We start from the raw sequence: 25,104 nt of genomic DNA, 5'->3' as shown, positions 1-25,104 counted from the left end.
GTAGCCGCAACGTGCGTAGGCGCTCGCTTCGTCAAACCCGCGGTGACAGGGAACACGGGCAAAGGGGATCATTTAACGCAGAGGCTGGGACGGCGGCCAATCGCAGGCCGCCGATAAGCTGGGCGGGCGCCGCAACCGATCGATCGCGCCGTGCGCACTTGGCAGCGCCGGCAGGTCCGATGGACACGCCCTCTGTCCACCTTTCGACAACACGCAGTATTCAGGTAACGTGACGCAACCTGCGAGCAGTAACTACGCACGACCAGAAAAGCTAGCTACTGCAGTTTCTCGATCATCGACGTAGCAGGGAGCCCCAGATGTTGGCATCCAAGTCCCAAGCGGTTGTACTGCTGAGCGGCGGGCTCGACTCGGCCACAGCTCTCGCTGTAGCCGTCGAGGAGGGCTTCGAGGCCAACGCCCTCAGCTTTCGTTACGGGCAGCGGCACACCGTAGAACTCGAAGCCGCCACACGGGTTGCGAAGGCTCTCGGAGCGACGCGTCATGTTGTCGCGGACATCGATCTCAGGATCTTCGGCGGCTCCGCACTGACCGACGATGGTCTCGCTGTGCCTCACCACGAGAGCGCCGAGGAGATCGGGAGCGAGATCCCGATCACCTACGTACCGGCTCGCAACACCATCTTCCTGTCGTTCGCGCTTGCCTGGGCAGAGACCCTTGGAGCTTCTGATGTCTTCATCGGCGTGAGCGCCCTCGACTACAGCGGCTACCCGGACTGCCGGCCGGAGTACATCGAGGCGTACGAGCGCATGGCAAACCTCGCCACCAAGGCTGGCGTCGAGGGCAGTCAGCGGATGAAGATCCACACTCCCCTCATCGATCTGACCAAAGCCGACACGATTCGGCTTGGCCTCAGCCTCGGTGTCGACTACTCCCTCACGCACAGTTGCTACGACCCTCTCAACGGGCGACCGTGCGGCACCTGCGACTCCTGCCTGCTACGCACCCGTGGCTTCGCCGAACTCGGCATGTCAGACCCCGCTGTCGGCAGCCAATCATGAGATCCGCATACCGCATCAAAGAGATTTTCTACACCCTGCAGGGCGAAGGTACTCATGCCGGGCGGCCTGCCGTCTTTTGCCGGTTCACGAGTTGCAACCTCTGGACGGGGCGCGAGACAGACCGCCACCGCGCCATATGCCAGTTTTGCGACACAGACTTTGTTGGCACTGACGGACCCGGAGGAGGGCGCTTCCGGTCCGCCCAGGACCTAGCTGCCGCAGTAGCCAAGGCCTGGGCTGGTGCAGCCCATCCGAAGAGTAAGCCGTATGTCGTCTGCACTGGTGGCGAGCCACTGCTGCAACTCGACACCGCTGCCGTCGAGGCGCTTCATTACGAGGGCTTCGAGGTCGCTATCGAGACGAACGGAACGCGACCTTTGCCCGCAGGCGTCGACTGGGTCTGCGTCAGCCCGAAGGCCGGCACAGAGTTAGTCATCACTCAGGGTGATGATCTCAAGCTCGTGTACCCGCAACCGGGCGCGGATCCTGAGCGATTCGAGAGCCTGGACTTCGCCCACTTTCTCCTCCAGCCGATGGACGGACCAGACCAGGCGGCGAACACCCAAGCCGCCATCAACTACTGCCTCGCTCACCCTCAGTGGTCATTGAGCCTGCAGACGCACAAGTACGTTGGGATTGCTTGATGGAAATCTTCCGCGAATTCACTTTCGAGTCTGCTCATCGCCTGCCGAAGGTGCCTGAAGGACACAAGTGCGCGCGCCTTCACGGCCACTCTTATCGAGTTGAGGTGCACGTGCGTGGCGAGGTCGGCGCGTCCTCCGGTTGGGTGATGGACTTTGGAGACATCAAGGCAGCATTCCGGCCCATCTTGGACCAGCTTGACCACTACTACCTGAACGAGGTGCCCGGGCTCGAGAACCCCACCAGCGAGGTACTGGCGCGGTGGATTTGGACGAGGCTTGTCGATCAGCTACCGCTGTCCGCCATCGTAGTCAAAGAGACGTGCACATCGGGTGCGGTATACCGGGGCGATGCCCCGTGACGGAAGCGGCGGCCGACGAGCATCCACCGGGCGCGGCCCTGGATAAAAGCGGGGCCGAACCGTCGGCACGCATGCACATCGTCGTGACCTGCGCGAACCGAAAGAACCTCGCGGTGCCCGCCGCACTGCGCGTCGGAGCCCTGACGGGCTACCTGCCGAGACAGAGGCTCACGGAGTGGATTCGACGACTGTCCGAACCAGGTCAACCGTCCGCTGCCGCCACGTCACTTTACGCCGGCGAGCATTGGACGACGGCGCGTCAACTGGCGACGTCGGTACGTGTGGAGGCCCAACTCTGGGTCTGTTCGGCGGGGTACGGGTTGATCCCTGCCGCGGCGCACGTCCGTCCCTACGCCGCGACGTTCGCGATGCGGGAAGAAGACTCGGTTGGGCAAAGCTCGACCGAGAACCGCGATTGGTGGCGCGGGCTGAGCGGGTGGGTGGGCCCGGAACCTGGCGCGCCGCGATCGTTCTACGACCTCGCCCGAGCGAACCCCAACGACACGCTCATTGCCGTCCTGTCGAACGCCTACCTTCGGGCTTGCGCTGACGATCTCCGTAGGGCGGTGGGGCAACTGCGTGACCCGCAGCGTCTGACGATCATCGGCCCGGCGCAGACGGATCCCGACCTGGACGAACTGGTCGTCGGCGTGGCCGCTCCGATGAGGTTGGCGGTGGGCGGCAGCCTACTCGCTCTCAATGTCCGGGTGGCACAGCGCCTCATCGGCCTCGTTACTGCGAATCCCGACACCCATCGCCGCTCCCACCTCCGCGCCCTGGCTGACGAATTGGCGGTCGCAGTGCCCCCGCCAGCGCCTCGAACTCATCGCGAGCGCATGACCGACGACGAGGTCAAGGCCTTCATACGGCCACTCGCAGCGGCCGGGCCAACGTCGGCAACACGCCTGCTCCGACGGCTACGGGACTCCGGCAAGTCATGTGAGCAGGCACGTTTCAAGCAGTTGTTCGACGAGATCTCTCTGGACGTGCACTGCTGATGCCACCCCCACAGGATCCGAAGGCCATAGCGCGCCGTGCCCTGCGAATCGCGCAGCCCGGCACCCCCGCTCTCTATCTGTTCGCGCTGCAGGCGGAAGAGGTCCTGCAAATCGCGGATATCTCCCGCGTCAGCCGGGACGACGCCGGAAAGCTGATCGGCTACCAACGACCACAGGTGCGAAAACACATACAAGAGATTGTCGAATACCTCGACACGGAGTCCGCCGTCTTTCCCAATCCCATCATTTTGGCCCTCTCCTCCAACGTGCGGTTCCAGTCGAGCAGAGGACCGGGCGCCGGGGACGGACTCGCCACCTCTGGGCTACTCAGCATTCCCTTGTCTCAACCTGGCAAGCCCAAGCCCGCATGGATCGTTGACGGGCAGCAACGTGCGCTCGCGCTGTCCCGTACCCAACGGCAGCAGTTTCCCGTGCCGGTGACTGCATTCGTGGCGGACAGCGTCGGCCTCCAGCGCGACCAGTTCCTGCGCATCAACAACACCCGTCCGCTGCCGCGTGGGCTGGTGACCGAACTCCTGCCGGAGGTTGACAGCCCGCTACCTTCCCGACTCGCCATACGGAAGGCGCCCTCGGCCCTGTGTGACGTGCTGAACGCCGACAGGGCATCACCCTTCTACCGGTTAATCAAAAGAGCGTCGACGAACAAGCAACAGGCGCCGAACGCGGTGATCACCGATACCGTCGTCGTTGAAATGATCCAGGAGAGCTTGACCTCATCGGCTGGCTGCCTCTTCCCCTACCGCGACGTCACCCACAACGAGACCGACTTCGATGGAATACTCCAGGCACTCTATACCTATTGGTCAGCAGTCCGTGACACCTTCCCGGACGCCTGGGGCAAACCGCCGAGCAAGAGTCGACTCATGCATGGTGCAGGCATACGGGCGATGGGACGACTGATGGATCGGGTGTTGGGCACAGTGGACCCCCGCCTCCCCGAGGCGCCAGAACTGGTCAGCAAACACCTCGCGGTGATTGCACCGCACTGCCAATGGACGGGGGGAAGGTGGGACGAACTCAATCTTCGTTGGAACGAGATTGAGAACTTGTCCCGCCACGTGCAGGAGTTGTCCAACTACCTGATCCGCGTCTACCTGAACGAACGGGCCGGAATCCGATGAAGTTCTTTTTTCCTGACAGTCAGGACCAGGTCGACCCAACGTTCGACTTCCTGAGCGAAGAGCGCGACCCGTTCAGAGTCCGCCAGCGTGACGATCTGTACGCACACGAACTGCTGAAGCCACCGCCCTTCAATGGCCTACTGGTATCAAAGGCCATCGTGGACGGCACCGCCAGCTCCAGCACCGGCAAGTACACCGGGCCTCAGCGCCACCGGCTGTACCGGCAAGGGGCGCGGGAGTTCTTCCGCCTCGACAACGGCAGCGCCCCATTGAAGATCATGGGCGACTGCGGGGCCTTTTCGTACGTCGGGGAGGAGCACCCGCCCTACACCGTCGAAGAGGTGGTCAGCTTCTACGAAGGGTGCGGCTTCGACTACGGCATCTCCGTCGACCATGTCATCTTCCAGTACGAACCGAACGTCCTGCGCACCGACGAGGCGGCCAAGGAATGGGTCCGCCGCCAGCAGATCACGCTCGACCTTGCCGCAGAATTCTGGCAGCGCTGCTCAGCAAGCGACGTTCACTTCATCCCCCTCGGGGTAGCACAGGGCTGGAGCCCGGAGTCCTACGCCTATTCAGTGAAGAAGTTGCAGTTGATCGGTTACCGGCGCATCGCGCTCGGAGGCATGGTTCCGCTGAAGACGAAAGACATTCTTGCCTGCCTCCGCGCCATCGACGACGCACGCGAGCCCGACACACAGTTGCATCTTCTAGGGATCAGCCGCGTCGACGAGATCCCGACCTTCGCCAGCCACGGCGTGACGAGCTTCGACAGCACATCACCCTTCCGACAGGCGTTCAAGGACGACCGGGACAATTACTACGCGCTCGACCGAACCTACGTGGCGCTCCGCGTCCCCCAGGTCGACGGCAATGCGAAACTCAAGGCACGGATTCGTTCCGGTGAGATTAGCCAGGGGCAGGCGATGCAATTGGAACGCGCCGCCCTGACACTCCTTCGTGAATTCGACAGGGGCGGCGTCGACGTCGACGCCGCATTGGAGGCATTGGTCGCCTACAGCGCGGTGTGGGATCGCAAGGCGGACAGGGCCAGCCAGTACCGCGACACACTCGAGAATCGGCCTTGGCAGGCATGCGATTGCGCGATCTGCAACAAGGCCGGTATCGAAACAATTATCTTCCGCGGCGCGGAACGCAACAAGCGTCGCGGCTTCCACAACCTACATGTATTCGGGCAGCGACTGCGCCGGCAACTTGGAGACGACGATCGTGACTAAGCAGGGAGACCAAAGCGGCATGGCTGGAAGCCAGGGGAAACTGCTACATCTTCCGGCTCTCGAGATCACGCAGGGACCGAACCGCCGTCTCTACACCTTCGCCGTGGACGGCAAGCAGGTCCCGTCGTTTGCCGCTGTCTCGCGTGTCCGACGCGACAGCGAGCAGCAGTTGCACGGCTACCAACGACCGGAGGTCCTGGCGCACGTGGCAGCGATTCGCCGCTACGTGGAGTCCGACGACAACCCCCTGCTGCCCAATGCCATCGTCGTCGCTTTCGACGACCGGGTTCGCTTCGTCCCTGCCGACGCCGGTACCGACGCCCCTAGCTACGTCCGCCTGGGAACCCTCGTAGTACCCGTGAGCGATGACTGGGAAGACGCTGACAAGCCGGGATTTATTGTGGACGGCCAGCAGCGTTGCGCGGCTATCCGCAATGCAGACGTCGCGGCTTTCCCGATCTGCGTCACTGCCTTCATCACCGCCGACCAGGCCGACCACCGGTCTCAGTTCATCCTAGTGAACTCGACCAAGCCGCTTCCAAAGGGCCTCATTCACGAACTGCTCCCGGCCGCGTCCGGCCCTCTGCCGAACCAACTACGTGTGCGGCAACTCCCAGCGACGGTTCTCGAGCGACTCAACTTCGATCAGCGTTCGCCGCTGCGCCACATGATTCAGACGCCGACCAATCCCACGGGCGTCATCAAGGACAACTCCATGCTGCGCATGCTGGAGAACAGCATCTCGGATGGTGTCCTGTATCGATTCCGCGGAAGCGAAAATACCCTCCCCAACATCGGGCTGATGGTAACCGTCCTGAGCGACTTCTGGACAGCGGCGCGGGAGGTATTCGGTGAGGACGCGTGGGGCAAGCCCCCCCGCAAGTCCCGACTGATGCACGGTGCCGGTATCATCAGCATGGGATATCTAATGGACGCCATCGCCGACACGAACGGCAGTGGCGAGGAGGTGCCGGACACTCAGGGGTTCGCCACGGGACTGAAGACCATCAAGGATTACTGTCGCTGGACCGAGGGCACCTGGGATCTGGGCGACGGGATTCCGCGCCGCTGGAACGATGTCCAGAACACCCCTCGGGATATCCAACGAATCACCGACTTCCTGGTCTCCACCTACTATGGGAAGCAGGGGAAGCGACACGATCGATCGAGTCGGCTCTTTTAGCTGTCCTCCCACGAGGTGCCCTCGCCGAGGAATCGGCGCCAAGCGCCGCCGCACCCCTGCGCGAGTAAGGCTTTTGGATAGCCGCCTTGGCCCTGCTAGATGCAGGGCCAAGGCCGTCCATTGCATTGTGAGACGTGGACACAGCCGATGTTGAGATCTGAAACCGTGCAGGGGCCACCAGCCGTCAGTGCCTCGGCCACGTCTTGTGCGCGTGGCATGACAGGCTAAGAGCGTGTCTCAGGTGGTGAGTTTGAGGTAGCGCTTGTGGCAGGTCAGGGCGGCGGCGAGGGTGACGAATGCGCAGTACAGGCCGGGGTCGCGCTCGTAGCGGATGGTCAGCCGGCGGTAGCCGGTGAGCCAGGCGAAGGTCCGCTCGATGACCCATCGGTGTCGGCCAAGGCGGTGGGGGGATTCGATGCCGCGGCGGGCGATGCGGGGTCGGATGCCGCGGGCGCGGAGCATGCGGCGTAGGTGCGGGTAGTCGTATCCCTTGTCGGCGTGCAGTTTGTCCGGGCGTCGTCGGCGGGGCCCGCGCCGGGACTTGACGGCGGGGATGGCCTGAACGAGAGACTCCAGGCAGCGGCTGTCGTGGGTGTTCGCGGCGGACACGCCGACGGACAGCGGGAGGCCACCGCGCTCGGACAGGGCGTGGATCTTGCTGCCAGGCTTGCCTCGGTCGACCGGACTCGGACCGGTCAGACCGCCCCCCTTTTCGCGCGCACGTACGCGGCGTCGGCGGTAGCACGAGACCAGTCGATCAACCCTTGCGCGCCCAACTGGTCCAAGGCGGCGACGTGCAGCCTGCGCCACAAGCCCGCTCTGGTCCACGCGACGAACCGGCGGTGCGCGGTGGCCTTGGAGACTCCGAACCCGGGTGGCAGGTGCCGCCACGCGCAGCCGGTGGTCAACACGTACACGATCGCGGCGAACACCGCCCGCGCGTCGATCGGCAGCGTGCCCCCACCCTGCGGACGGCGAGGCGGTGGTGGGATCAACGGACCGGCCAGGTTCCACAACTCGTCAGGCACCCATTGCAGGATCAACCGCTCGTCCACAGTAGAAGCGATTTACCAGACCAGGCCGCCCATCCGCCACCCGAGACACGCTCTAAGAGGCAATCGGTACCGCAATCGCTCCACGCTCGTTGGCGGCAGAAATCACGGCACGCAATAGCGACGCAGATCCGGCGCCCTCAGCCTCACGAATCGTGGCGCCAGGACGCGCAGTCGACCGGATGAAGCCGGTGGCGGCGTGCGTGGCGCAACGGGTAGCCATGATGATGATGTCTGCCCGATGAACCCACTGCTTCAGTTGCCGACTTCCAACGTAATCGCTACTGAGCTGCACGTGCAGCGCGGGCGCCAATCCAGCCAGAATGCTGCTCACGCGTCGCAATGCCCCTTGGTCTAACGAGTACAGCAGCACCTGGCGAACGGAGGTAAGCGTCGATTTGACGCTGGGCGGCGGGTTCGGAAAGATCGGTGCAAGGCCCATACCGAATTCGTCGTTAATGAGGCAAGCCAACGCGAGTTGGTCGGCCTCCAGTCGGCCGCTTTGGACGGCCAACGGCGCCAGGAGCAGCTGAAGGATCCGCAGGCGTGCCTCCTTGTCGGGACTTGGAGCGCGAGCAATTACGTCACACATGTCCAAGATGACCGACGCCTGATTCACGCTGATCCAGCGGTCGCCCTCAGCACCAAGGTCGTCCAGCAGATTCCTATACTCGGTCGCTGGCAGGCCGCCGCGCAGGGTGATCTCCAGCAGAGCGACGATGCCAGCCATGTCACTGGACCGGAACCGATTGTGGCTCAGCGCGTTGATCAGGAATGCCTGTGCCGTGCGACTGGCTGGCTGACCATAGCCATCGCTGTCGACGAAGGGTCCGACGATTGTCCAAGCGCGCTCGGCGCCTTCGTTGTCGAGGCCGTTGAGGAGGTCGGCGAGCGCTAGGTCGTGAGTGGCGGCCTGCGTCCAGAAGCGCCAGGCCCCTTCGGCAATCAACGCACTAACGTCATCGCCCCTCGCGATCGCTCGCACCATTTCTAGCCAGGATCCCGGCTGCGCCTGGATGGACTGCGCCTGGGGCGGCGCGGCCGCCTTCAGGCCCTTAGCGGGGGATGCCTCCATCGGCGTGGGGGAAGGAGGCAAGTGGGTGGTCAGTAAGGTGTGGCCCGCCGAGTCTGAACTACCTTCGGACGGCAGTAGGTCGGGCCAGGCTGCGCCGAGTCGCCGCCACGCGCCGCCTTCGTTTCGCAGCCGATCCCACAGCGTGACGTCCGCAGTGGTCGAGGCCGCGAGCGCGATCACAGCAAGGGCTTCGGCACCCAGACCGGCTAGCGGGCCGTCGGCGAGCGCCGGCACCAACTCCCCGTGCACGACCAACGCCTGCCGTGCCCCCTCGATGTTGCCGTCGGCGAGCAGGTCGGCGAGCACCGTGGAATGGATCGCATCCAGGATCGCCTCGCGAACCGGCGCTGGCGGACGGGTGGCGACCACGTCGCGTAGCGCGGGCAGGCGTAGGAGTTCACCGTGGTTGCCTAGCCGGGCGAGCCACTTGATGGTGAGGTAGGTGAGGTTCATCCCGCTGAGACCGGTGCCCTCGAGTCGGCCCAGCAACTCCGCAGTGGCGCGGTGGTCGCCGGCGGCCAAAGCTAGGTCGAACTCTGCCAGCAGGCGCCCCACGGGCACCGGCACGCCAGAGTGGCTAGTCGGCCGCTGGCTGATGGTGCGGCGCATCCGGCTTAGCGCCGCCCACACACTACGGGAAGTGTGCTGTGGATGCTCCAGAACAAACACCCGGCGATGGCCGACGAATGCCGCAACGGCGTCATCGACTGGGTCACCAGCACGCAGCGCCTCGGGGCGGTTGACGAAGGCGGCGTGGCTCGGCACCACGAACGCGGCGATCCACTCCCGCACTCTCGTCGCCTGACGACTGAGCCGAGGAATGATGTAGACGTGTTTGTGCAGGTTGCCGGATTCGTTGCGCGGCAGTATGTAGGGCGCATCGGAGTTGTCGGCCAGCAAGGCGAGGTAGTCGGAGAGGAACACTGCGGTCTTCGAGCAGGGGTCACGCCCAGGCCAGGCCGTGTTACCGGGGCCGAAGAAGCGGTCCAGAAAGGTCTCGGCGTCCACCGTGGGCTCAGTTGGACTTCTCGAAGCGGCGGGCGAAGTCGACCCGAGCGGTGCCGGCGGCCGCGGGATCGATCCGGTAACTCACGATTTCGTCGTTCACCCTCATGCCGCGGTAAGTGAAATTCATAGAGCCTGTCATCAACCAATTATCCCCGCACATCGTCTTTTCATGCACGTCCTCAGCACGCACCACCTGGGCGTGGCCCGGCGCCGTTTGCCGCAGCAGTCGGTCGACAAAAACATCGTTGAATGCGTCGGGTCGTGTCACCACCGAAAGTTGGCCACCGCCATGGGTGATCCCGGCCAACACCTCAGCAAAGGTGTAGACACGACTGGAGGGGTCGACGAACACGCTGTCGTAGGCGGCGGCGCGATTATCGATGACGTCCACGTCGCCAATCCACGGCGACACGAGCCACAGACGGCGGCTCGGCGTCATCAACTCGGCGAGCAGGACCGTGGTTAGAATTGCGTCGATCCGTACCCCCGTGCTGCCGCTGGTCCGAACCACCCGTTCGTCGCTCACTGGGCGAACTCCCGAATCTCAACCACACAGCGCACGTGGACATCCTCTCGGTCGACGGCACGGACATCGCCATACACCCGCAGCGCTCCGTGGTCCACGGCGATCGTTGGTATCACACGCATGGCGGCAGTCAGGCCAGCAATCCGGTCGACCGGGGCGACCAGCCGCACTGCTCCCCGGGCGGAGATCTCCTCGACGTAGCGTTCACGCCAGTCTGGCTCGGTGACGTCAACGTGAGTCACCCGGTCGTCGTGGGCCGCTCGCACAATTAGGCGGTCGAGCAGCGCGGGCGGCGAGTACGGCTGGTAGTGGGCCAATTGCTGGGACCGGGCCTCCGCGCCGCGCGGCCACAGCATGCTATACAACTGGTCGGCTCCAAAGCGGCTCAGGTCCAGCCCGGCAATTGCGATGCTCCGGTTACCAACGAGGTAGGCGAAGATGGCTGCTTCGACTTCAAATCCGAGGCAATCCTGGACCCTGTCCCAGGCGTGCATCAATTCCAGCACCAGCCGGTCGGTGCCTGCGTCAGTGCCCTGCCGAAGTAGACGGGTGGACAGCGCCGCCACCGCCTGGGGACGGGGGTAGCCATCGATCTGCGCCCAGGACGAGCGCAGCGTCACCAGGGCCTGTTCGGCTTCTGCGGCCGAGGACGGATCGCGCAGCGTGGAAACAGCGCGGGCCGCCACAGATTGCGGTTCGGCCACCAGGTGCCGCAGTAGTTGGGTCAGTGTGGTGTGTAGGTACTCGTAGTCGCTGGCTGCCAGTGCGCTGTCCACGAGCGCCCAGAACCGACGCGGATCCTGCTGGTAGTAGGGAACGAGTTGGGTGATGACACCGAGGCCGCCGATCGCGGTCTCACTCAGCCAGATCGCTGTAGGGGCCTCGGCAGTTTCAGGCGGCAGGACGTCGACGATTAGGTCTCCGTCCTGGGCGTCGGGGCAGGCCCGTTGCGCAGCGGTCAGGATCGCCGCGGCGATGGTCTCTCGGTAGGCGCGTTGCGCCAGGCCTGCGGTCAGCGCCGCCACATCGTCGCCCCAGAGGAGGCGGCTGTGACGGTCCACAGCGTCGATGACCGCAGGCCGGCCGGCTAGGGCGTTCAGGTCATCGACTAGTCGGCTCGGGGTGGTGCTGCCGTCGCTGCGGTAAATGGCGTTCAGTACGCGATCAATGTGGGCCGCCCACCGGCCGCCGGCCAGCACCCGATGCGCCTGCTCGTGGCCTATATCGCTGTTGGTAGTGCGCTGCAGCGCGTAGGCGGTGGTGTAAACCAGGGCCAGCCACCGGCGCTGGAACGAGTTGACGTCGTCGTCCAATGCCCGGTCCGCGGCCAAGGCGAATTTGAACGCGATGGATCGCCATTGCGGTGAGCGCAGGTGCGTGACGACCGCCTCATTGCTTAGGTCCAGGGGCGCCAGGGTGAACCGGATCGCGTCGACGTCCAAGCTGAAGCCCAGCGCGGCAGGCTCTCCGCGGTGCCGATACTCCACTCTACTGGTGACCGTTGTCGTACGTCCGCTCCCGCTCACCGTGGTACAGGCTGCTCCGGTGGTCATGCGTCGCACCTGAACCGGGTTGCCGCCACCGCCCGTGCCGAACTCCACCGACCGCACCCGATCCTGCCAACTCGAGGGCCGGGGGATTTCGCCCTCGTGGAGGTGGTCGGGGACGAACTGCGACGCCCACACCGGTATGCCCTGTGACTGGTCACGCACCTCTGGCGGCGGTTCCGCCAAGGTGAGCAAATGTGGACGTAGTACCCGTACCCGGGGTTTGTCGGTTGGCTCCCACCAGCCTTCGTCGTCGTACTGTGCAGCGAACGAAGAGATCTCCAGGGCACCTGCGGCCTGCGGGTCTGGCAGCGGTAGCCACGTGCGGTCGCGGGCGCTGCGGTAGCCGTACCGGCGGCTTACCCGGCCCGGCACCGCCTCGCGCAGCGCCCGTTCGATCGGCATCGACTCGTCGTCGCCATTGAACGGCAGCCGGAAGTACACCTCCGGCACGTTGAGCGGATCGAACAACGTACGAGTCACGAACTCCGGCAGCAGGGATCCGGACCGCGCTCCTGGCTCGGGCGAGTACGCGCGCCAGCGCGACTCCAGTCGACGCAGGATGGTCGGAACCACGCTGAGCAGTAGCGAGCGTGGCGGCTCCCACAGCAGCGCGATCACCTCGTTGGCGGAGATGTCTAGTGCCCGCCGTAGCCAACTGGCCAGGTCGGCCTGGATGTTGGCGTCTTCGAGCAGTATCTGCAGTTGCTTCAACACCGCCTCCGTGCCGGGGTATGGGTCACGGATCTTTGGATCCGGGGCCCGGATTACCCGGCGAGAGTCGGTTTGGGTACGCCGGCCGATCCAGTCCAGCATTGCCTGGGTCGCCTGGATCTTCAGCACGAACCGGTTGCCCACCGGTAACCGCCTGGCCGGCAGCTCCGGGGCGAATAACTGGTCGTAGGCCTGGTAGGTGAGCCGGTCGCGGCCGAAGTCCGACAACGTCACCACGGTCCACGGCCGGGTGAGGCGGCGACGGCCGGCCCGACCGCGCCGCTGCAGGAATGACGCGGCATCGCGTGGTGCCTTGTGCTGCAAGACAAGGCCAACTCGGTCGTCGTCCACTCCGACCTCTAGCGATGCGGTGGCCACCACCAGGTCGGCATCCTGGTCCACCCCGCTGTCCTGGGACGACGTGCGGGTGACCCGCAGGCCGTGGGTCGTCGCCTGCGGGTCGAGATGCCGGCCGATGCGGTGCACCAGTTCCCATGACTGGCCATCGACGTACTGGTCGTGGGTGGCGCCGTTTGCCGAGCGGAGGCCGGCCAGCACCTTGGGGCGGCGTTGCGGCCCCAGGGTCCGGCCCCCCTCGGCATGTGTGAGGTCGTTGAACAGGCGGTTGGTCACGTCGAGGTCGTCGGTGAACACAAACCCGCGCGACCCGTACAGCAGTTCGGCCCCGCGCACGTCGAGGGTGCGGGCGTGCAGCATGGCCGCTTGGATAGTGGTTGACAGCGGACTGACCCTGGATACCGGATCCACCCGCAGCGCCATCGCGTATTCCCGGCCCTCCTCTTCTAGGTCCGCTAGCAAGGGAGTCAGGTAGTCGACATCGTGGCGCCTGACGCCGGTTAGCTCACTGAAGAAGTCAGCAGCGTCGCGCAGCGTCGCGCTCAGGCCCACGAAGGTGGCCTGGCGGCCCAGACCGCTGCGCCACCGGCGGAGCAACAGCGCGACTTGCGCACCGTGCATTCCGCCATAGGTGTGCGCCTCGTCGAGCAATACCAGTTTGGGCACCTTCCGGCCGGTCCAGCCGAGCAGTGGGGCCTGGCGCGGGTCCGTGCTGCTGATGTTGAGCATTTCGGTGGTGGTGAACAGCAGGTCCGGCGGGTCGCGGCGCAGGCCGTCCCGGGTCAGGACCAGGTGTGCGATCACTGGCTGGGCGCACCGCTGATCAGCGCAGCGTAGACGCTCCCGCGGGGGCACGGCTGTGCGGTCGGCCTCGGCCCAAACGAGGTCGCCACGGCAGGTGGGACACCTGAGGTAAGGGCAAACCGCAGCAGCGCCGTGCCGACGCCATGCCCCGTCGGCGCGGTGGTCCAGTCGCCGGTCGTCAACCTGGTAGAGGGTGTCGCCGTATAGGACGCCGATGCGCAGCGGTCGGCCGCCGTGTGCGCCCTGAGCCTCGTTCACCGCGGCGACATTCGCCACCGCCTCGCGGAGTTGGTCGCGCAACAGTTCGTTCCGCGGGTACAACGCCAGAGTGTGCACGCCGTTACCGCCGGCGTGGGCGTGGTCGGCCATCGCCATCAGCGCCGGCAAATAGAACGCCAAAGTCTTCCCACTACCGGTACCCGCACCGACGATCACCGCACGGCCAACGCCGGCAGCGAGGTGGCGGCGTATCGCGGTGCTCGCCTCCACCTGGAACCGGGCCAACTCACGCCCGCCGAGAAGCGCCCGGACCACCGCCTTCTGACGCTCGTTCACACCGCTCTCATCCAGCGACGACAGCGCCGCCAGCAGCGACTCGGCCGGGATGTCCCGCCCCGGGTATTGACGCCGGGCCACGTGCAGGCGGTAGTCAGCGACCAGCTTTGGTGCCTGGTCCCACCAGCGGCCGGTCCGATTGGCAGTCGGGAACATCTGACGTAGCGCGGCCGTGAGCCGTACTGTCTCGGCCAACCTAGTCCGATAGCTACGTGGAGTGGACCGAGGAACTTCGAGTACGAGGCCGCGTCGCTCCAACTCCTCCAGCACCTCGTCGGCGAGCACGTCGGGCGCATTGGGGTAGAGCAGGCGCTCCTCAATCGCCGCCAGCACCTCGTCACGAGCGATGACGCCGCTGGTCACTCCCCAACTGAGGAGCGGCAACTCCAAATCCTCCAGGTCGTCGAGGACCGCAGATAAGAACCGCCGATCGTCTATCATGTGGCTCTCCGCCGGACCTCGACGGTACCGGCAAGCTGCCGGTCGTACAGCAACTGCAGGTCGACCGATGTCAGCTTGTCCAGCGTCGTGCCGACCCGCAGACGCTGCAGTAGGTCGAGAACCTTCGGGTCTGGGTCAGGGGCGTTGTCGAGTTGGTCCCGTAGTTCACGGTGGCTGATCGCAAACTGGTGGATGGCGGCCGCCCGCGGTTCGCCGCGGCATAGCTTCTCCAGATCAGCTAGGGTCTCCTCGGCGGCGGACGCCTCCTCGACGGGGAGCATCACCAGCCGGTCCCGGCGCAGTTCCGCCAGACGCTGCTCGCACCACACCCGCCACGCCTGCCGCAGCGCCTGCCGCAGTTGGTTCTCGACCCGCTCCACCGTGCGAGCCGCGGCGTCTAGGGCCGCCTTGGAGGGCAAGCCGTCGCCGGCACGCTGACGGAAACGCTCCAAACCGTCATCGACGTTGCTTAACGGAATGTCGGCACCATACCGGTTCAACCGACGCGCAGACTCCAGCGTAATTCGCAATCCGTCCAGCTTGTCGCGCAGGGTGCTGATCCTAGTGCTCACCGCGACCGCAGTCGCCTCCTCCTGTTGGCCCAACCCGATCCGCCGGGCCTCGGAGGCCACCATGAGGGCCTTGTCCCGCACTGACTGATTACTCATGGGACTCCTCCTCCCGGTACGGGTCCGCCACGATCAGTTCCCACTCGGTGCGCACTTGGCGGAGCTTCTCGGCAAGGTCCTCGCCCAGCCCACCGGTGCGCAGACGAGCCGACTCCAGGCCGCCGGTCAGCCACTCGTCGCAGTCACGCAGAAACTCCATCAGGGGCCCCAGGTCGATGCCACGGTCACGAGCCGCCGCAGTGATGCTGGCCCGCTGCCACTGTGCGTCGTCGGCCGACTCGATCCGTTCCAGGTCGCGGCGCAACTGCTCGACTGCGCGCCCATCGCGGGTCCGCATCTCGGCCAGTCGCGCTGGGAACGTCTGCCGCATCTCGCCACTTGGCACTAACCCGACCGCCGTCGCCTCTTGGAACGCTTGCTCGACAGCATCGAGCGTCTCGCCGAGGCCACCACCAACCGGCAACCATCCAGCAAGCCGGTCGCGGTACTGCCGCAACACGGTCAGCTGGCCTTCTCTCAGCATCTCGAAATTGCGAAGCGGAACCCCGGCGTTCCGGTACCAAGGCGCCGTGGTTGCGCCCGGCTCCCATGTCCACCGGGTGGCAGCGCTTCGTACCAGGGGTAGGGCTCGGGCTGCGTCGAGGATGCGGGCGTCGGCGCCGGTGGTGCCCTGCCGAGCACCCAGCAACTGGCGCAACTCCGCGACCAGCGCGCGGCGGTGGGTCCGATGCTTTTCGTACGCGTCGACCCAGCGCGCGGTGCGTAGGGCGGCGTCGGCCAGGCGCCACGAGGCACCGTCGTCGAACGCCACGTCCATCAACTCGGCATCGCTCATGCCGGGCCAGGCCAGGCCAGCCAGCGAAGCCCCCATCAGCGACACGGTCAGACCCGCCGTCAGGTGCTCGTCCTCGGCGGATCGGACCCGCAGCACCGCCTGGACGAGATCACCCTGGTGGCGGTCAGCGATTCGGGCCAGCCTCGGCAGCGCGGCGATGTTGCCGGGGTCCTCGGCCCCTTGCTCTAGAGTGAGCAGTTGACGGAAGAATACGGCATTACGCGCGTTACGCGTGAAACGGATCGGCGCTCCGGCGCTCTGCGCCTCGGCCGCAGCATCCTCGATGGAGACCACACTCGATTTCGGTGGCCAGGCGGTCGTCTTCACCGTGGAACTCGGTTCTGCCATCAGCGGGGTGTTCCAGGCGCACCGGTTGAGAACCGCGGCGCCGATGATGGCTCTGAGCTTGAGCGCGGTGTTCTGGCCCAGCGGCCGACGGCCCGCCGCCCACTCGTCGACGTCGTCGACGGCGATCTGTAGCGATTTCGACCACTTCACGCGCGGGTCGGCGACAGGTGCCGGATCGGAGGTCGGCGGCGTCGAGCGGCCAGCCGTGACGGTACCCGACGTGGCGGATACGGGCCTGACCGGCGTCGGGGCAGCGGGCGCGGCCGGCGCGGTGGTGAGGGGCCTGATCGCGAACGCATCGTGAATGCCCGGTTCCAGGTTACGCACTTCCGTCGGAGCATCGCCCCAGAACTCAAGCAGCAGCGCCCGACGTTCGTGGTCCACCGGGTCGAGGTCGGCGATGCTCACCCTGACCGCTGGTGACATCGGTCGTAGGTCGCGGGCCAGCGGAAACTGCTCCCGGAATCGAGGGCTGGGAAACTGGCCGGCGGCCAGTGACTCCGCGTCTTCCAGGACCGGCCGGATGACCCGCCCGATGACCCGACGGGGGTTGAATGTGTCGTCCTCGCCGGCCGTGCTCTTGATCGCCCGGCGCAGAGCCTTCCAGTTGAACGGGAACAGGCCGTATCCGCTATCCGAAACGCCGAACGCCTCGTGACAGGAGGTGCGGAACTGGCAGTCCGCGCACGTGTTGGGAACGGGCGCGTTGTCGGCCACGCCGGCCGCGTCCAGGTTCTTCGTTCCAAGCCGGGCGGCGTTGAGGTACCGGCCGACAAAGTCCATCGTGTAACCGGGCCCCTCGGCCTCCGGGTCGAACGGGGCGTCGAGGTCGTAAACGTAAGGGGTGGCTGCCTCAACCCGCGTCACGACGGTCTCGGCAAGGTTGCGGTAGTAACCGGTTGTCACTGCCATTAGCGTGCGTACCGGGGCCAGTACCTGCCGGCCGTCGCGCACGCCGGCCTCGATGAGCGCCTCGAGCAGGTCGCGCTGCAATCCCTGGATGACCGCGAAGTCCTCGATCAGCAGGACGATCTCCTTGCCCTGCTTGTGGTACTCCTCGCGAATGGTCAGCATGGCGTCCTGCAATCGCCCGCCGAGCTTGAACACCTGCTGCACCGCGGTGGATAGGTTCTCGGTTATCAGATCGGCTGCGGCCTTCTGCAACTGCGGCCGGCTCATAATCAGCGTGAGCAGCGATCGGACGTCGGCGGCGGCTGCGTTGACGTCGGCGATGTGCGGCAGATCGTCCGGGGTGAACTGCGTCGGCCGGTCCGACTCGCCGTCACCTCGGTCGTGCAACAGGCTGGCCGCCAGGCGGGGGATCAGCCCGCCTTCCTGGGTCAGGTAGCCGCCGACGTGGACGTCGCGCAGCACCATGGCCAACTTCGCGGGACCGACCAGCGCGCGGCGGTTCCGGTCGGTACTAGGGTCAGCCGCGGCGACCGCCTCGGCGAGGGCGAACAGCAGGTGCCGCTGCAGCGCCTCCTCGTCCAAGCTGCTGGCCAGGTCGTCGACCTGCCTGCGCAGTTGAGTCAGTTTCTCGCTGACGATGTCCTCGTGGTCCAGCAGGATCCGGACCAGGGCGCGCAGGCTGGTGCTGGCCTTGGGAACGTGGATCACCACACGGTTGTCAACCGGCCGCCGCCCGGTGCGTTCGTACACCCAGCGCACCAGGTGCGACTTACCAGTACCGGACTGGCCGATAACCGGCATCAGCAGTACGCCGTTGCCCAGCGGACGGTACAGGAAGTCCTGCAACACCTCCTCCTCGGTAACCGCCGTGCCGGCTACGTCGGTACGCAGTTGCGGGTCACGTCGGCTGATCCGTAGCGGCGCGTGGGTGGCCAGGAATACCGAGGTGGACGGGCTGACCGCCTCGGTGCTCAGGGTGGCGATCGCCGTGGAGACCTCCCAGCAAACCCGTTCCCGCAGATCAGACATTAACGTCTGCTCCAATCTCGACGTCGGTGAACCGGCCTACTCCACTGGCGGCGCGCGGGTCGCTGAACTGGACGCCGCCGGTGGCATCCGAGGGCGCGCTCAATATCAACCAGCCCTCTTCACGGCCCCGTTGCAGCGCGAACGACAGTGTGGCCGAAACGTCATGCGAACCCGGTTCGAGACCCAGCGCCAGACTGAACCGCCCACCAGGCAGCGCAGGCAGCGCCTCGAGCAGCCCGTCGACGAATTCGCGGGCGGCCAGTCGGGTACCAGACCGCCACTTCTGCCGCACCGTGCGCCGTACCGCCCGCGTGCAGTCGGGCACCAGCGCCCGTGCCCCGCCATAAGGCAACAGTGGTGCGTCAGCGAACCCCAGAGCCGGCGCCCAGTAGGTAAAGCCGTTCCACCGCTCTTTGTTCTGCAGTGGGTTGCCGAGATCCTCGGACAGCACGTTGTGTTGCTCGATGCCGAAGGTGTTCGCCGTCACTCGGGTCAGTTGGCTACCTAGTGTTAGAAACCAGCACAACGACCGCAGGAGGTCCTTGCCCTGGGTCAGCGACGCGTCGGTGGCCAATGTGTCGGCGTCGACCCGAGTGAGCACGCGCCGGCGCAGCAGATCGTGGAAGGCCTCGATGTCCTCGCGGCCGACCGCCTCCGCATCGGCGGACAGCACGAGGTTCTCCTCGATCCGTTCGACCAGGCCAAACTCCTCGGCTGTGCGCACGGCCCGGTCGAAGGTCCGCTGCTTGTCGCCCCCGGGAATTAAGCTTGGCGGGCTGAGGATGGCCTCGGAGTCGGACAGTCGCTGCCGCTTGCGCGGCTGGCTGGCGAGGTGACGGACCAACGCCCACAGGGGCCGAGGAAGCGACGATTCGACATTTATCAGCGCTACCATGCGGAGTCCCTTACCAGGATGTCGAGCGAGATTGACCTGTTCATGTAGCGCAACGGCGTATCCAGCCGGTGCGGATCCGGTAGCTCGGCCGGATGCACCAGGTAGGTCGGCTCAGGACCGGCCAGGCGTACGGTCAACGCCGCCGGCAGCGGCGCCTGAGCGTCATCCAGCAACCAGACGAGTGGGCCTTCGTACGCGTTGAGCATGCTGCTGTCGCTGTCCAGGATGATTGGGCTCGGTGCGGCCCGACGCTGCGCTCGGTGCACCGCCCCTACGGTCACGGCGGGGCCGCCCACCACGACATAACCACGGCGGGCCAACGCCTCAATCAGGTCCGGCACCAGGTCCTCGAAGTGGGAATGCTGGGACCAAGCGATGCTCAGTAGTGGACCACCACCCCGATACCTGGCTAGCGGGTCGGGCGGCGCAGGCCAGCGGGCGTTATCCGGCCAGGGTTCGGCCCCGCGCCGGCGCAGGCCGTTGGAGCCGGCGACTTGGCCTGTGCGACGGCAGTAGGGACAACTGCGGCAGAATGGCGCGGTCGTCAGCGCCCCGCCGTCCCACGGCACCCGATAGTGCTCGGCCAAGACGTTCGCGACGCAGCCGTCTCCCCTAACCAGGGTGGACAGTTGGCGCAGCGCGGCGCGCTGCTGCTCCTGCATCCGGTCGCGCTGTGCGGTGAACACTTCCTCGAAGTAGGCGCGGTCGTTGAGTCGGCCCTTTAGTTCGGCGACTACTCGCAGTACGGGGTGGCCACCCACTGGCGTGGTGGTCTCGCTCCTGTCCTGTCGCTGAGCCGGCGCCTCCTGGCGGATCAGCTCGGCCCGCTCCATCAGGTTAAGCAGCTTGACGTTCCACTGGATGTTGCGGGCGGACTCGTCGCGCAAGTGCGGCGGTAGCTGGACCAGGTCGATCTCCAACCTGCTATCCGGCAGCCACCGCGCCTTGCTGCGCATTGCTTGCCACCGTAGCCAGCCGCGGTCGTCGCCGATCAGGATCATGTGATTAACCCGCTCGGCCAGATTCAGGTCGCCGGGCGCCGTTGCCAGGTACGCCACGCAGGGGCGGCCGTCTCGGCCCCCGCGCCCCACTTCCTGGTAGTAGCGGTCGATGGTCTCGGGTAGACAGGCGTGCACGACCGTGCGGACGTTGGGCATGTCCACGCCCAGACCGAACGCTGAGGTGCCAACGACGACGTCGAACCGAGTGTCGGCCGGTGCTCCGGTGACGTCCTCACCACGCCATCCCGCAATCACCACGCGTCGCTCCGCCTCGGTGGACTCCCCCGTTAGCCGGGTGAACCGGCCGAAGCCCGCCCGGTCCAATCGGTCGCACCACAGTTCGGCGTCCTCGCGGGTGGTGGTGTAGAGGATCAGCGGTCGGGGCAAGGCGCCGACTGCCTCCAGCACCGCCGCGTCACGCTCATCACGATCGCCGAACTCGTGGACCAGGTAAATCGGCTCAGGTCGGGTGTGCGATGCCCAGACCACCTCCACCGGTCCGGGGCCGCCGAAGGTGCTGGTCAGGGTCTGAACCTGTGCGGCGGTGAGTGTGGCGCTCATAGCCACGGTCACCACCTGCCGGCCGGGCGGAGACTGGTCCAGCCAGAAGCGGCGCTTGGCGGCGATCGACTGGAACTCTGGCCGGAAGTCGTTGCCCCACTGCTCGACGATGTGCGCCTCGTCGATTACCAAGTGTGTCAGGTGACCGGCTGCAGCAGCGGCGTCCAATGCGCTGTTCAGGCCGGTCATCAGCGCCTCGGGAGCGGCGATTACCACGCGCTGTTGGCCTGAGCGGATGTCGCGGCGGATCGCCTCCTTGGTCGCGTGGTCCTGGCCGCCGGTGTAGGCGTACGTGCGCACCGCCCCCACGGCGTCACCGCACTCATGCAGATGTTGGCGAAGTCGCCGCTCCATATCTAGGGCTAGGACCACGGTCGGTACCACCATCACCGCCACGCCACCGTGTCGCGTCGCCGGTAACGCGCTCGCCCACGCCACCTCGGTCTTGCCTTGACCCGTCGGCAGACAGGCGATGACGGTGGCGCCGGGCGGCGCCGTAGCCGCGGTACGCGCGGCCTGGCGCTGCCCTTTGGAGGTGTAATGGGTAAACCGTGGACCCAGCGCCTCGGTCCAGAAGGGATCCGCCGGAACGGTTAGTGCACGGCTGGAAGCGCCGGCGTAAACCTGGCGCAGGTCGGTCTTGGCGGTCTCATCACTGGGAGGAGCCCATGGCTCAGCGCTGACTCGCAGCCCGTCCTTGGTGGCCAATGTCGTGCAGCGCGCCGACTCCCACTGCCGGGCGCTTGGCAGCGCAGGATCCAGAGGTACCACCAGCGACGACTGGACGTCGGTGCGGGCGTGGTGTTCCAGTAGCACCTGACGGGTCAGTGCGATAACGTCCCGCCATCGGGCCGTACCGCGGGAAATCCCGGTCAGCGCATCGCGCAGTCGCCGACAGGTGCCAGCAGCCGGAATGTCGGCGTGGCCGTGTGGCCACGCCCGCCAAATTGACTGAGCGGTGGCCCAATTATCGTGGGACATGCAGGGCTCCCCACATATTGCCTCCGACGACACATATCGCGGCAATAACCCTGATCTTCGGCGTGCGCAAGCCATCGACAAGGAGATCGCTCAGCGCGACGTCGGCGACGTAACTCTCGGTGTCTGATAGCAGTCGGCCAGCGGTCTGCCGTGCCAGTGCCTGCGCCCGTTGGACAGCCAGTGTTCTATTGCCTTCCTCGTAAGCTGCGGCAGTCCGGTCACGTACGCGATCGCCCTGGGCAACCAGATCCCGGGCAGTGGCCTCGGCACGGCGAGCGGCGGCGGCGAAGCGCTCAGTGCCGCCGAAACTGTTCAACAGCGGGGTGATTCGATTAGAGTTGAGGTTGACGTCTCGCTGGTGTGGATACGGGGCGTTCAACCAACGCAGCAAAGCCTCATCGGTGACCTGCACACCGGCGGCGTCCAACCAGATGCGGTCCAAGAACGGCGGCAGTAGCAGGTCGGCCTGACGCCGGATGGCATGTCGGGCTTCGTCGCCCGCCGCCGGGTGGGAGAGCGCAGCGTCCAAGTCGGCTTCCATCATCACGTCAAAACCAAAGTGAACTGATTCCTGCGATCGTCCCGGGCGCCATAGCGCGGAGGCCTGCCCCCGGTCGTCGATGGCCACCACGGCGGCGAGTAGCTCGATGAGGGGGTTGCCGATGCGGAACAGTCGCACCCCGGGCCGGCGCAGGCTGACGTTGCGGTTAAACGCCCCGGTCATGCTGTCGGCCGGCAAGCGACCGCCTTCCTGAGCCAGGATCAGCGGTGAGATGAGGGGTGGATTCCGTTGGTCGAATCCGATCGTGACTACCTGCCCACTGTCGGGCTCGACCGTCAGCCGCAGGCCACCGCTGGCGCCATGGACCAGTGCACGCAGGGCGCGCTCGTGCTGCGGCCAGCCTTCCTCCATCCGGCCGATACTCTTAGCCACGCGCACCCCGAGCGTGGCGTGATGGATGGACTCCAGCGCGTCCATCGCCTCTATTTCCCGGCGCTCGCGCGCAATCGCAGCGGTGATCTTATCAGCGAGTGCCGTCATTGCCGTCGGTCCCTCGTGCAGGGCCATCTCCCAGGCATGAGCCTGCAACTCGTCCAACATGTCTTGCAGGGCCGACAACGAACCGTCGAATGCGCCGAATGATTGTATCAGCAACTCACGCCAAGCCGCGACGAACGACTCGTCCGCGTTGCCGCCCGTTTCGCAGTACTGGGCAGCGGGCTCGCCGCTTGCGCCAAAGAACCCGGCGAACCGGTCCACCCGGCCCAGTCGCTGCTCCAGCCGATTAGGCGACCAAGGAAGCCGCAAATGAACGACAACATCGGCGTCCTGCAGGTTGAGCCCGTCCTCTCCGGTGCCATCAACGAGCAGGAGCGTCCCCCCAGCGCGCCAACGGTCCAGGTCAACGGCAACCTCGGCGGCCGTACGGGTGCGGCTATGCCGCAGTACCGTCCACCCGGTCCGTCGGGCTAACACCGCCCCAAGGTCGTCAGCCAACTGGCCCGGACCGCAGAATACGACCGGCCGTTGCCGGCCCTTTACTGCTTGGGCCAAGCCGTTGAGGCGCGGCGCGGCACTGGTGACGTCGACCAACTCGGTCAGTGTCTGACGTTCGAACGGTAGCAGCGGTGCCTGCCGCAACAATGCCCGCTCGGCCGCTGACAGGCCGGCTCGGTCGGCGGCGGCCGTCTCGCCGTCGAGCCGCCACCGCAGCGCGTCAGCAAGGTCGTCGGACAGTTCGTCGGCCCGGCTAGCAAGCACCGCCAGCACCTGGCCATACCCTTGTGTGCGTTGGTCGTCATCGTGGTCCAGCAGCCACCGGGCCACCCGCTGCTGCCAACCCAGCAGTGCCTGGTAGGCGAGGTCCGCCCGCTGATCGCCCAACGTCAGGGCGTCAGGGCGGCGACGACCGCTGACCTCAAACGGCAATAGCTCGTCGTCGGTCATGCGCAGCACCTGCGTCCGACGGTGCCGAATCATCCGCCGGTGAAGCCGGTAGGTTTCGCTGATATGCGCGCGTAGCACCTCCAGGACGCCGGCCAACCCCGGCCGGTCGGCCTCGTCGCGCAACTCGTCGTCTTCGGTGAGGAACTGGCGGACGTTTTGGGCAAGGCGAGTGAAGGTGGCATCGTCGGGGATCATTTCCGCGATTTCCAACAGCACATCCGGCAACAGGATCTCGAGATCGGCGTTGAGCCCATGAACAGCGTTGGCTAGTCGCCGCCGATCGGCGAAGCGCTGTCGGAACTGTTCAAGATCCGCCCACCCGTACATCTGGGGATCAAGCAGGTGCAGTAGGCTCAGGTGCAACTCTGGGCGAGCGGTGGCCGGCGTCGCCGACAGCAAGATCAACCGGGGAACGGCATGGGCCAGGGCCGCCAGTTGCGGGTACGGCTCGTCATGGGGGTTGCCGGCCCGGGTGAGGTTGTGCACCTCGTCGATGACCACTAAGTCGAACCGGTGATACTCGTTCCAACGGTCCGGTATTTCATGCTGGCCAATCCGGATCTCCGCATGAGGGAAGTCCTCGGTGAAAAACTTTGTGCGGAGTTCGCTGCTCCATTGCCGACGCAGGATGTCGGGGGCGAGAACAGCGATTCGGGCGGTCGGATGGTCGATTAGATGCTGCCGGATGACCAGCCCGGCTTCGATGGTCTTACCTAGGCCCACCTCGTCAGCCAGCAAATAGCGTTGCACAGGATCGGTCAGCACGGTAAGCGCCGCGTCGATCTGGTGTGGGTAGATTTCGATGGCGGAGGATACCAGCGCTGAGAAGTTCGCCGAGGCTGCGCGTTGGCTGACCAGGCTGCGCAGCATGGGTAGCCGAGCCCTCCGGTAGTACGGGGATTCGTTCGCCCGTACGGCCAACACTTCGATGGGGGATCGTACTGGCCTATGCCAGCGCACCCGCAATTCGGCGCTCGACACCAGCACGTCGAACTCACGGTTAGGGAGCCGAACGGCGTAATCATCCGGCCCGCCAGCGACCACTCGACCGGTATGCCACATACCGGTTCCGGCGTCCCGCCAGAAGACCCGGGTCTCCGCCGGCAAGATGACCGGCCGACACTCACTGATCGGCAGTGCCCAGGTGGCTGCTACTGGCTCAGCCACCGATTCGAACGCCTCAACCTCCACGGTCATGCCGACTCGGGCATTAACCCTGGCGATACCCGGTATGCTCGGATGTTGTAAGAACTGGCCAGGAGCGATGCTCGGACGGGGATCCGACGGCATCTGAACTGGGGCC

16 protein-coding genes are annotated in these 25,104 nt (G+C 65.8%); 7 read left to right on the top strand and 9 right to left on the bottom strand.

Going from position 1 to position 25,104, the window contains the following annotated elements:
* Window positions 1–317: 317 nt before the first annotated feature.
* Genes queC through dbpB (OG989_RS12565) form a run of 7 tightly spaced genes read left to right on the top strand, consistent with a single transcriptional unit; the run spans window position 318 to window position 6,583 of the window.
* The gene (gene queC / locus OG989_RS12595; RefSeq protein ID WP_327030596.1) at window positions 318–1,019 is read left to right on the top strand and encodes a 7-cyano-7-deazaguanine synthase QueC; all 702 of its coding nucleotides are present in this window, start codon (window positions 318–320) and stop codon (window positions 1,017–1,019) included.
* A complete protein-coding gene (gene queE / locus OG989_RS12590) occupies window positions 1,016–1,663 on the top strand; it encodes a 7-carboxy-7-deazaguanine synthase (RefSeq protein WP_327030595.1) in 648 nt (215 codons plus the stop codon). Before queC ends, queE begins: the two co-directional genes overlap by 4 nt.
* Entirely contained in the window at window positions 1,663–2,022 is a 360-nt protein-coding gene (gene queD, locus OG989_RS12585; RefSeq protein ID WP_327030594.1) for a 6-carboxytetrahydropterin synthase QueD, read from the top strand. Before queE ends, queD begins: the two co-directional genes overlap by 1 nt.
* Window positions 2,019–3,020 (top strand): hypothetical protein, encoded by a 1,002-nt coding sequence (locus tag OG989_RS12580; protein ID WP_327030593.1) that lies wholly within the window; start codon window positions 2,019–2,021, stop codon window positions 3,018–3,020. Before queD ends, OG989_RS12580 begins: the two co-directional genes overlap by 4 nt.
* Window positions 3,020–4,162 carry a DGQHR domain-containing protein DpdB gene (dbpB, locus tag OG989_RS12575; protein ID WP_327030592.1) on the top strand — a complete coding sequence of 381 codons (1,143 nt, stop codon included), beginning with the start codon at window positions 3,020–3,022 and terminating at the stop codon, window positions 4,160–4,162. The genes OG989_RS12580 and dbpB (OG989_RS12575) overlap by 1 nt, the downstream gene beginning before the upstream one ends.
* Window positions 4,159–5,400, top strand: a complete 1,242-nt coding sequence (dpdA, locus tag OG989_RS12570; RefSeq protein WP_327030591.1) for a tRNA-guanine transglycosylase DpdA — start codon at window positions 4,159–4,161, stop codon at window positions 5,398–5,400. Before dbpB (OG989_RS12575) ends, dpdA begins: the two co-directional genes overlap by 4 nt.
* 19 nt (window positions 5,401–5,419) lie before the next feature.
* Complete coding sequence (dbpB, locus tag OG989_RS12565) at window positions 5,420–6,583, top strand: DGQHR domain-containing protein DpdB (protein WP_327030590.1); 1,164 nt, start codon at window positions 5,420–5,422, stop codon at window positions 6,581–6,583.
* A 237-nt stretch (window positions 6,584–6,820) separates the two neighbouring features.
* Here dbpB (OG989_RS12565) and OG989_RS12560 read toward each other — a convergent pair.
* The 9 genes from OG989_RS12560 to dpdE form a co-directional block, all read right to left on the bottom strand.
* Window positions 6,821–7,626 (bottom strand): IS5 family transposase gene (locus OG989_RS12560; RefSeq protein ID WP_442791950.1). Its coding sequence is split into 2 segments (ribosomal slippage): window positions 6,821–7,282 and window positions 7,285–7,626, totalling 804 coding nucleotides; the frame shifts between segments, so codons are not numbered across the junction.
* A 64-nt stretch (window positions 7,627–7,690) separates the two neighbouring features.
* Window positions 7,691–9,718 (bottom strand): protein DpdD, encoded by a 2,028-nt coding sequence (gene dpdD / locus OG989_RS12555; RefSeq protein ID WP_327030589.1) that lies wholly within the window; start codon window positions 9,716–9,718, stop codon window positions 7,691–7,693.
* A 7-nt stretch (window positions 9,719–9,725) separates the two neighbouring features.
* On the bottom strand, window positions 9,726–10,244 hold the full coding sequence (dpdK, locus tag OG989_RS12550) for a phospholipase D-like domain-containing protein DpdK (RefSeq protein ID WP_327030588.1): 519 nt from the start codon (window positions 10,242–10,244) through the stop codon (window positions 9,726–9,728).
* A complete protein-coding gene (dpdJ, locus tag OG989_RS12545) occupies window positions 10,241–14,662 on the bottom strand; it encodes a protein DpdJ (RefSeq protein WP_327030587.1) in 4,422 nt (1,473 codons plus the stop codon). The genes dpdK and dpdJ overlap by 4 nt, the downstream gene beginning before the upstream one ends.
* On the bottom strand, window positions 14,659–15,330 hold the full coding sequence (locus OG989_RS12540) for a hypothetical protein (protein ID WP_327030586.1): 672 nt from the start codon (window positions 15,328–15,330) through the stop codon (window positions 14,659–14,661). Before OG989_RS12540 ends, dpdJ begins: the two co-directional genes overlap by 4 nt.
* Window positions 15,323–18,415, bottom strand: coding sequence for a protein DpdH (dpdH, locus tag OG989_RS12535; RefSeq protein WP_327030585.1), 3,093 nt, complete (start codon window positions 18,413–18,415; stop codon window positions 15,323–15,325). Before dpdH ends, OG989_RS12540 begins: the two co-directional genes overlap by 8 nt.
* Window positions 18,408–19,310 (bottom strand): protein DpdG, encoded by a 903-nt coding sequence (gene dpdG / locus OG989_RS12530; RefSeq protein ID WP_327030584.1) that lies wholly within the window; start codon window positions 19,308–19,310, stop codon window positions 18,408–18,410. Before dpdG ends, dpdH begins: the two co-directional genes overlap by 8 nt.
* Entirely contained in the window at window positions 19,304–21,853 is a 2,550-nt protein-coding gene (gene dpdF, locus OG989_RS12525; RefSeq protein WP_327030583.1) for a protein DpdF, read from the bottom strand. The genes dpdG and dpdF overlap by 7 nt, the downstream gene beginning before the upstream one ends.
* Complete coding sequence (gene dpdE, locus OG989_RS12520) at window positions 21,840–25,091, bottom strand: protein DpdE (RefSeq protein ID WP_327030582.1); 3,252 nt, start codon at window positions 25,089–25,091, stop codon at window positions 21,840–21,842. The genes dpdF and dpdE overlap by 14 nt, the downstream gene beginning before the upstream one ends.
* Window positions 25,092–25,104 lie beyond the last annotated feature (13 nt).

The organism is Micromonospora sp. NBC_01740 (assembly GCF_035920365.1).
GTDB classification, from domain to species: domain Bacteria; phylum Actinomycetota; class Actinomycetes; order Mycobacteriales; family Micromonosporaceae; genus Micromonospora; species Micromonospora reichwaldensis.
The sequence above is the reverse complement of the archived record's forward strand: the minus strand, read 5'-3'. Positions and strand labels throughout refer to the sequence as shown.

Bases quoted from the DNA above. Each gene is read 5' to 3' on its own strand.
- queC (WP_327030596.1), top strand. From the start codon at position 318: ATGTTGGCATCCAAGTCCCAAGCGGTTGTACTGCTGAGCGGCGGGCTC.
- queE (WP_327030595.1), top strand. From the start codon at position 1,016: ATGAGATCCGCATACCGCATCAAAGAGATTTTCTACACCCTGCAGGGC.
- queD (WP_327030594.1), top strand. From the start codon at position 1,663: ATGGAAATCTTCCGCGAATTCACTTTCGAGTCTGCTCATCGCCTGCCG.
- dbpB (WP_327030592.1), top strand. From the start codon at position 3,020: ATGCCACCCCCACAGGATCCGAAGGCCATAGCGCGCCGTGCCCTGCGA.
- dpdA (WP_327030591.1), top strand. From the start codon at position 4,159: ATGAAGTTCTTTTTTCCTGACAGTCAGGACCAGGTCGACCCAACGTTC.
- dbpB (WP_327030590.1), top strand. From the start codon at position 5,420: ATGGCTGGAAGCCAGGGGAAACTGCTACATCTTCCGGCTCTCGAGATC.
- dpdJ (WP_327030587.1), bottom strand. From the start codon at position 14,662: ATGATAGACGATCGGCGGTTCTTATCTGCGGTCCTCGACGACCTGGAG.
- OG989_RS12540 (WP_327030586.1), bottom strand. From the start codon at position 15,330: ATGAGTAATCAGTCAGTGCGGGACAAGGCCCTCATGGTGGCCTCCGAG.
- dpdH (WP_327030585.1), bottom strand. From the start codon at position 18,415: ATGTCTGATCTGCGGGAACGGGTTTGCTGGGAGGTCTCCACGGCGATC.
- dpdG (WP_327030584.1), bottom strand. From the start codon at position 19,310: ATGGTAGCGCTGATAAATGTCGAATCGTCGCTTCCTCGGCCCCTGTGG.
- dpdF (WP_327030583.1), bottom strand. From the start codon at position 21,853: ATGTCCCACGATAATTGGGCCACCGCTCAGTCAATTTGGCGGGCGTGG.
- dpdE (WP_327030582.1), bottom strand. From the start codon at position 25,091: ATGCCGTCGGATCCCCGTCCGAGCATCGCTCCTGGCCAGTTCTTACAA.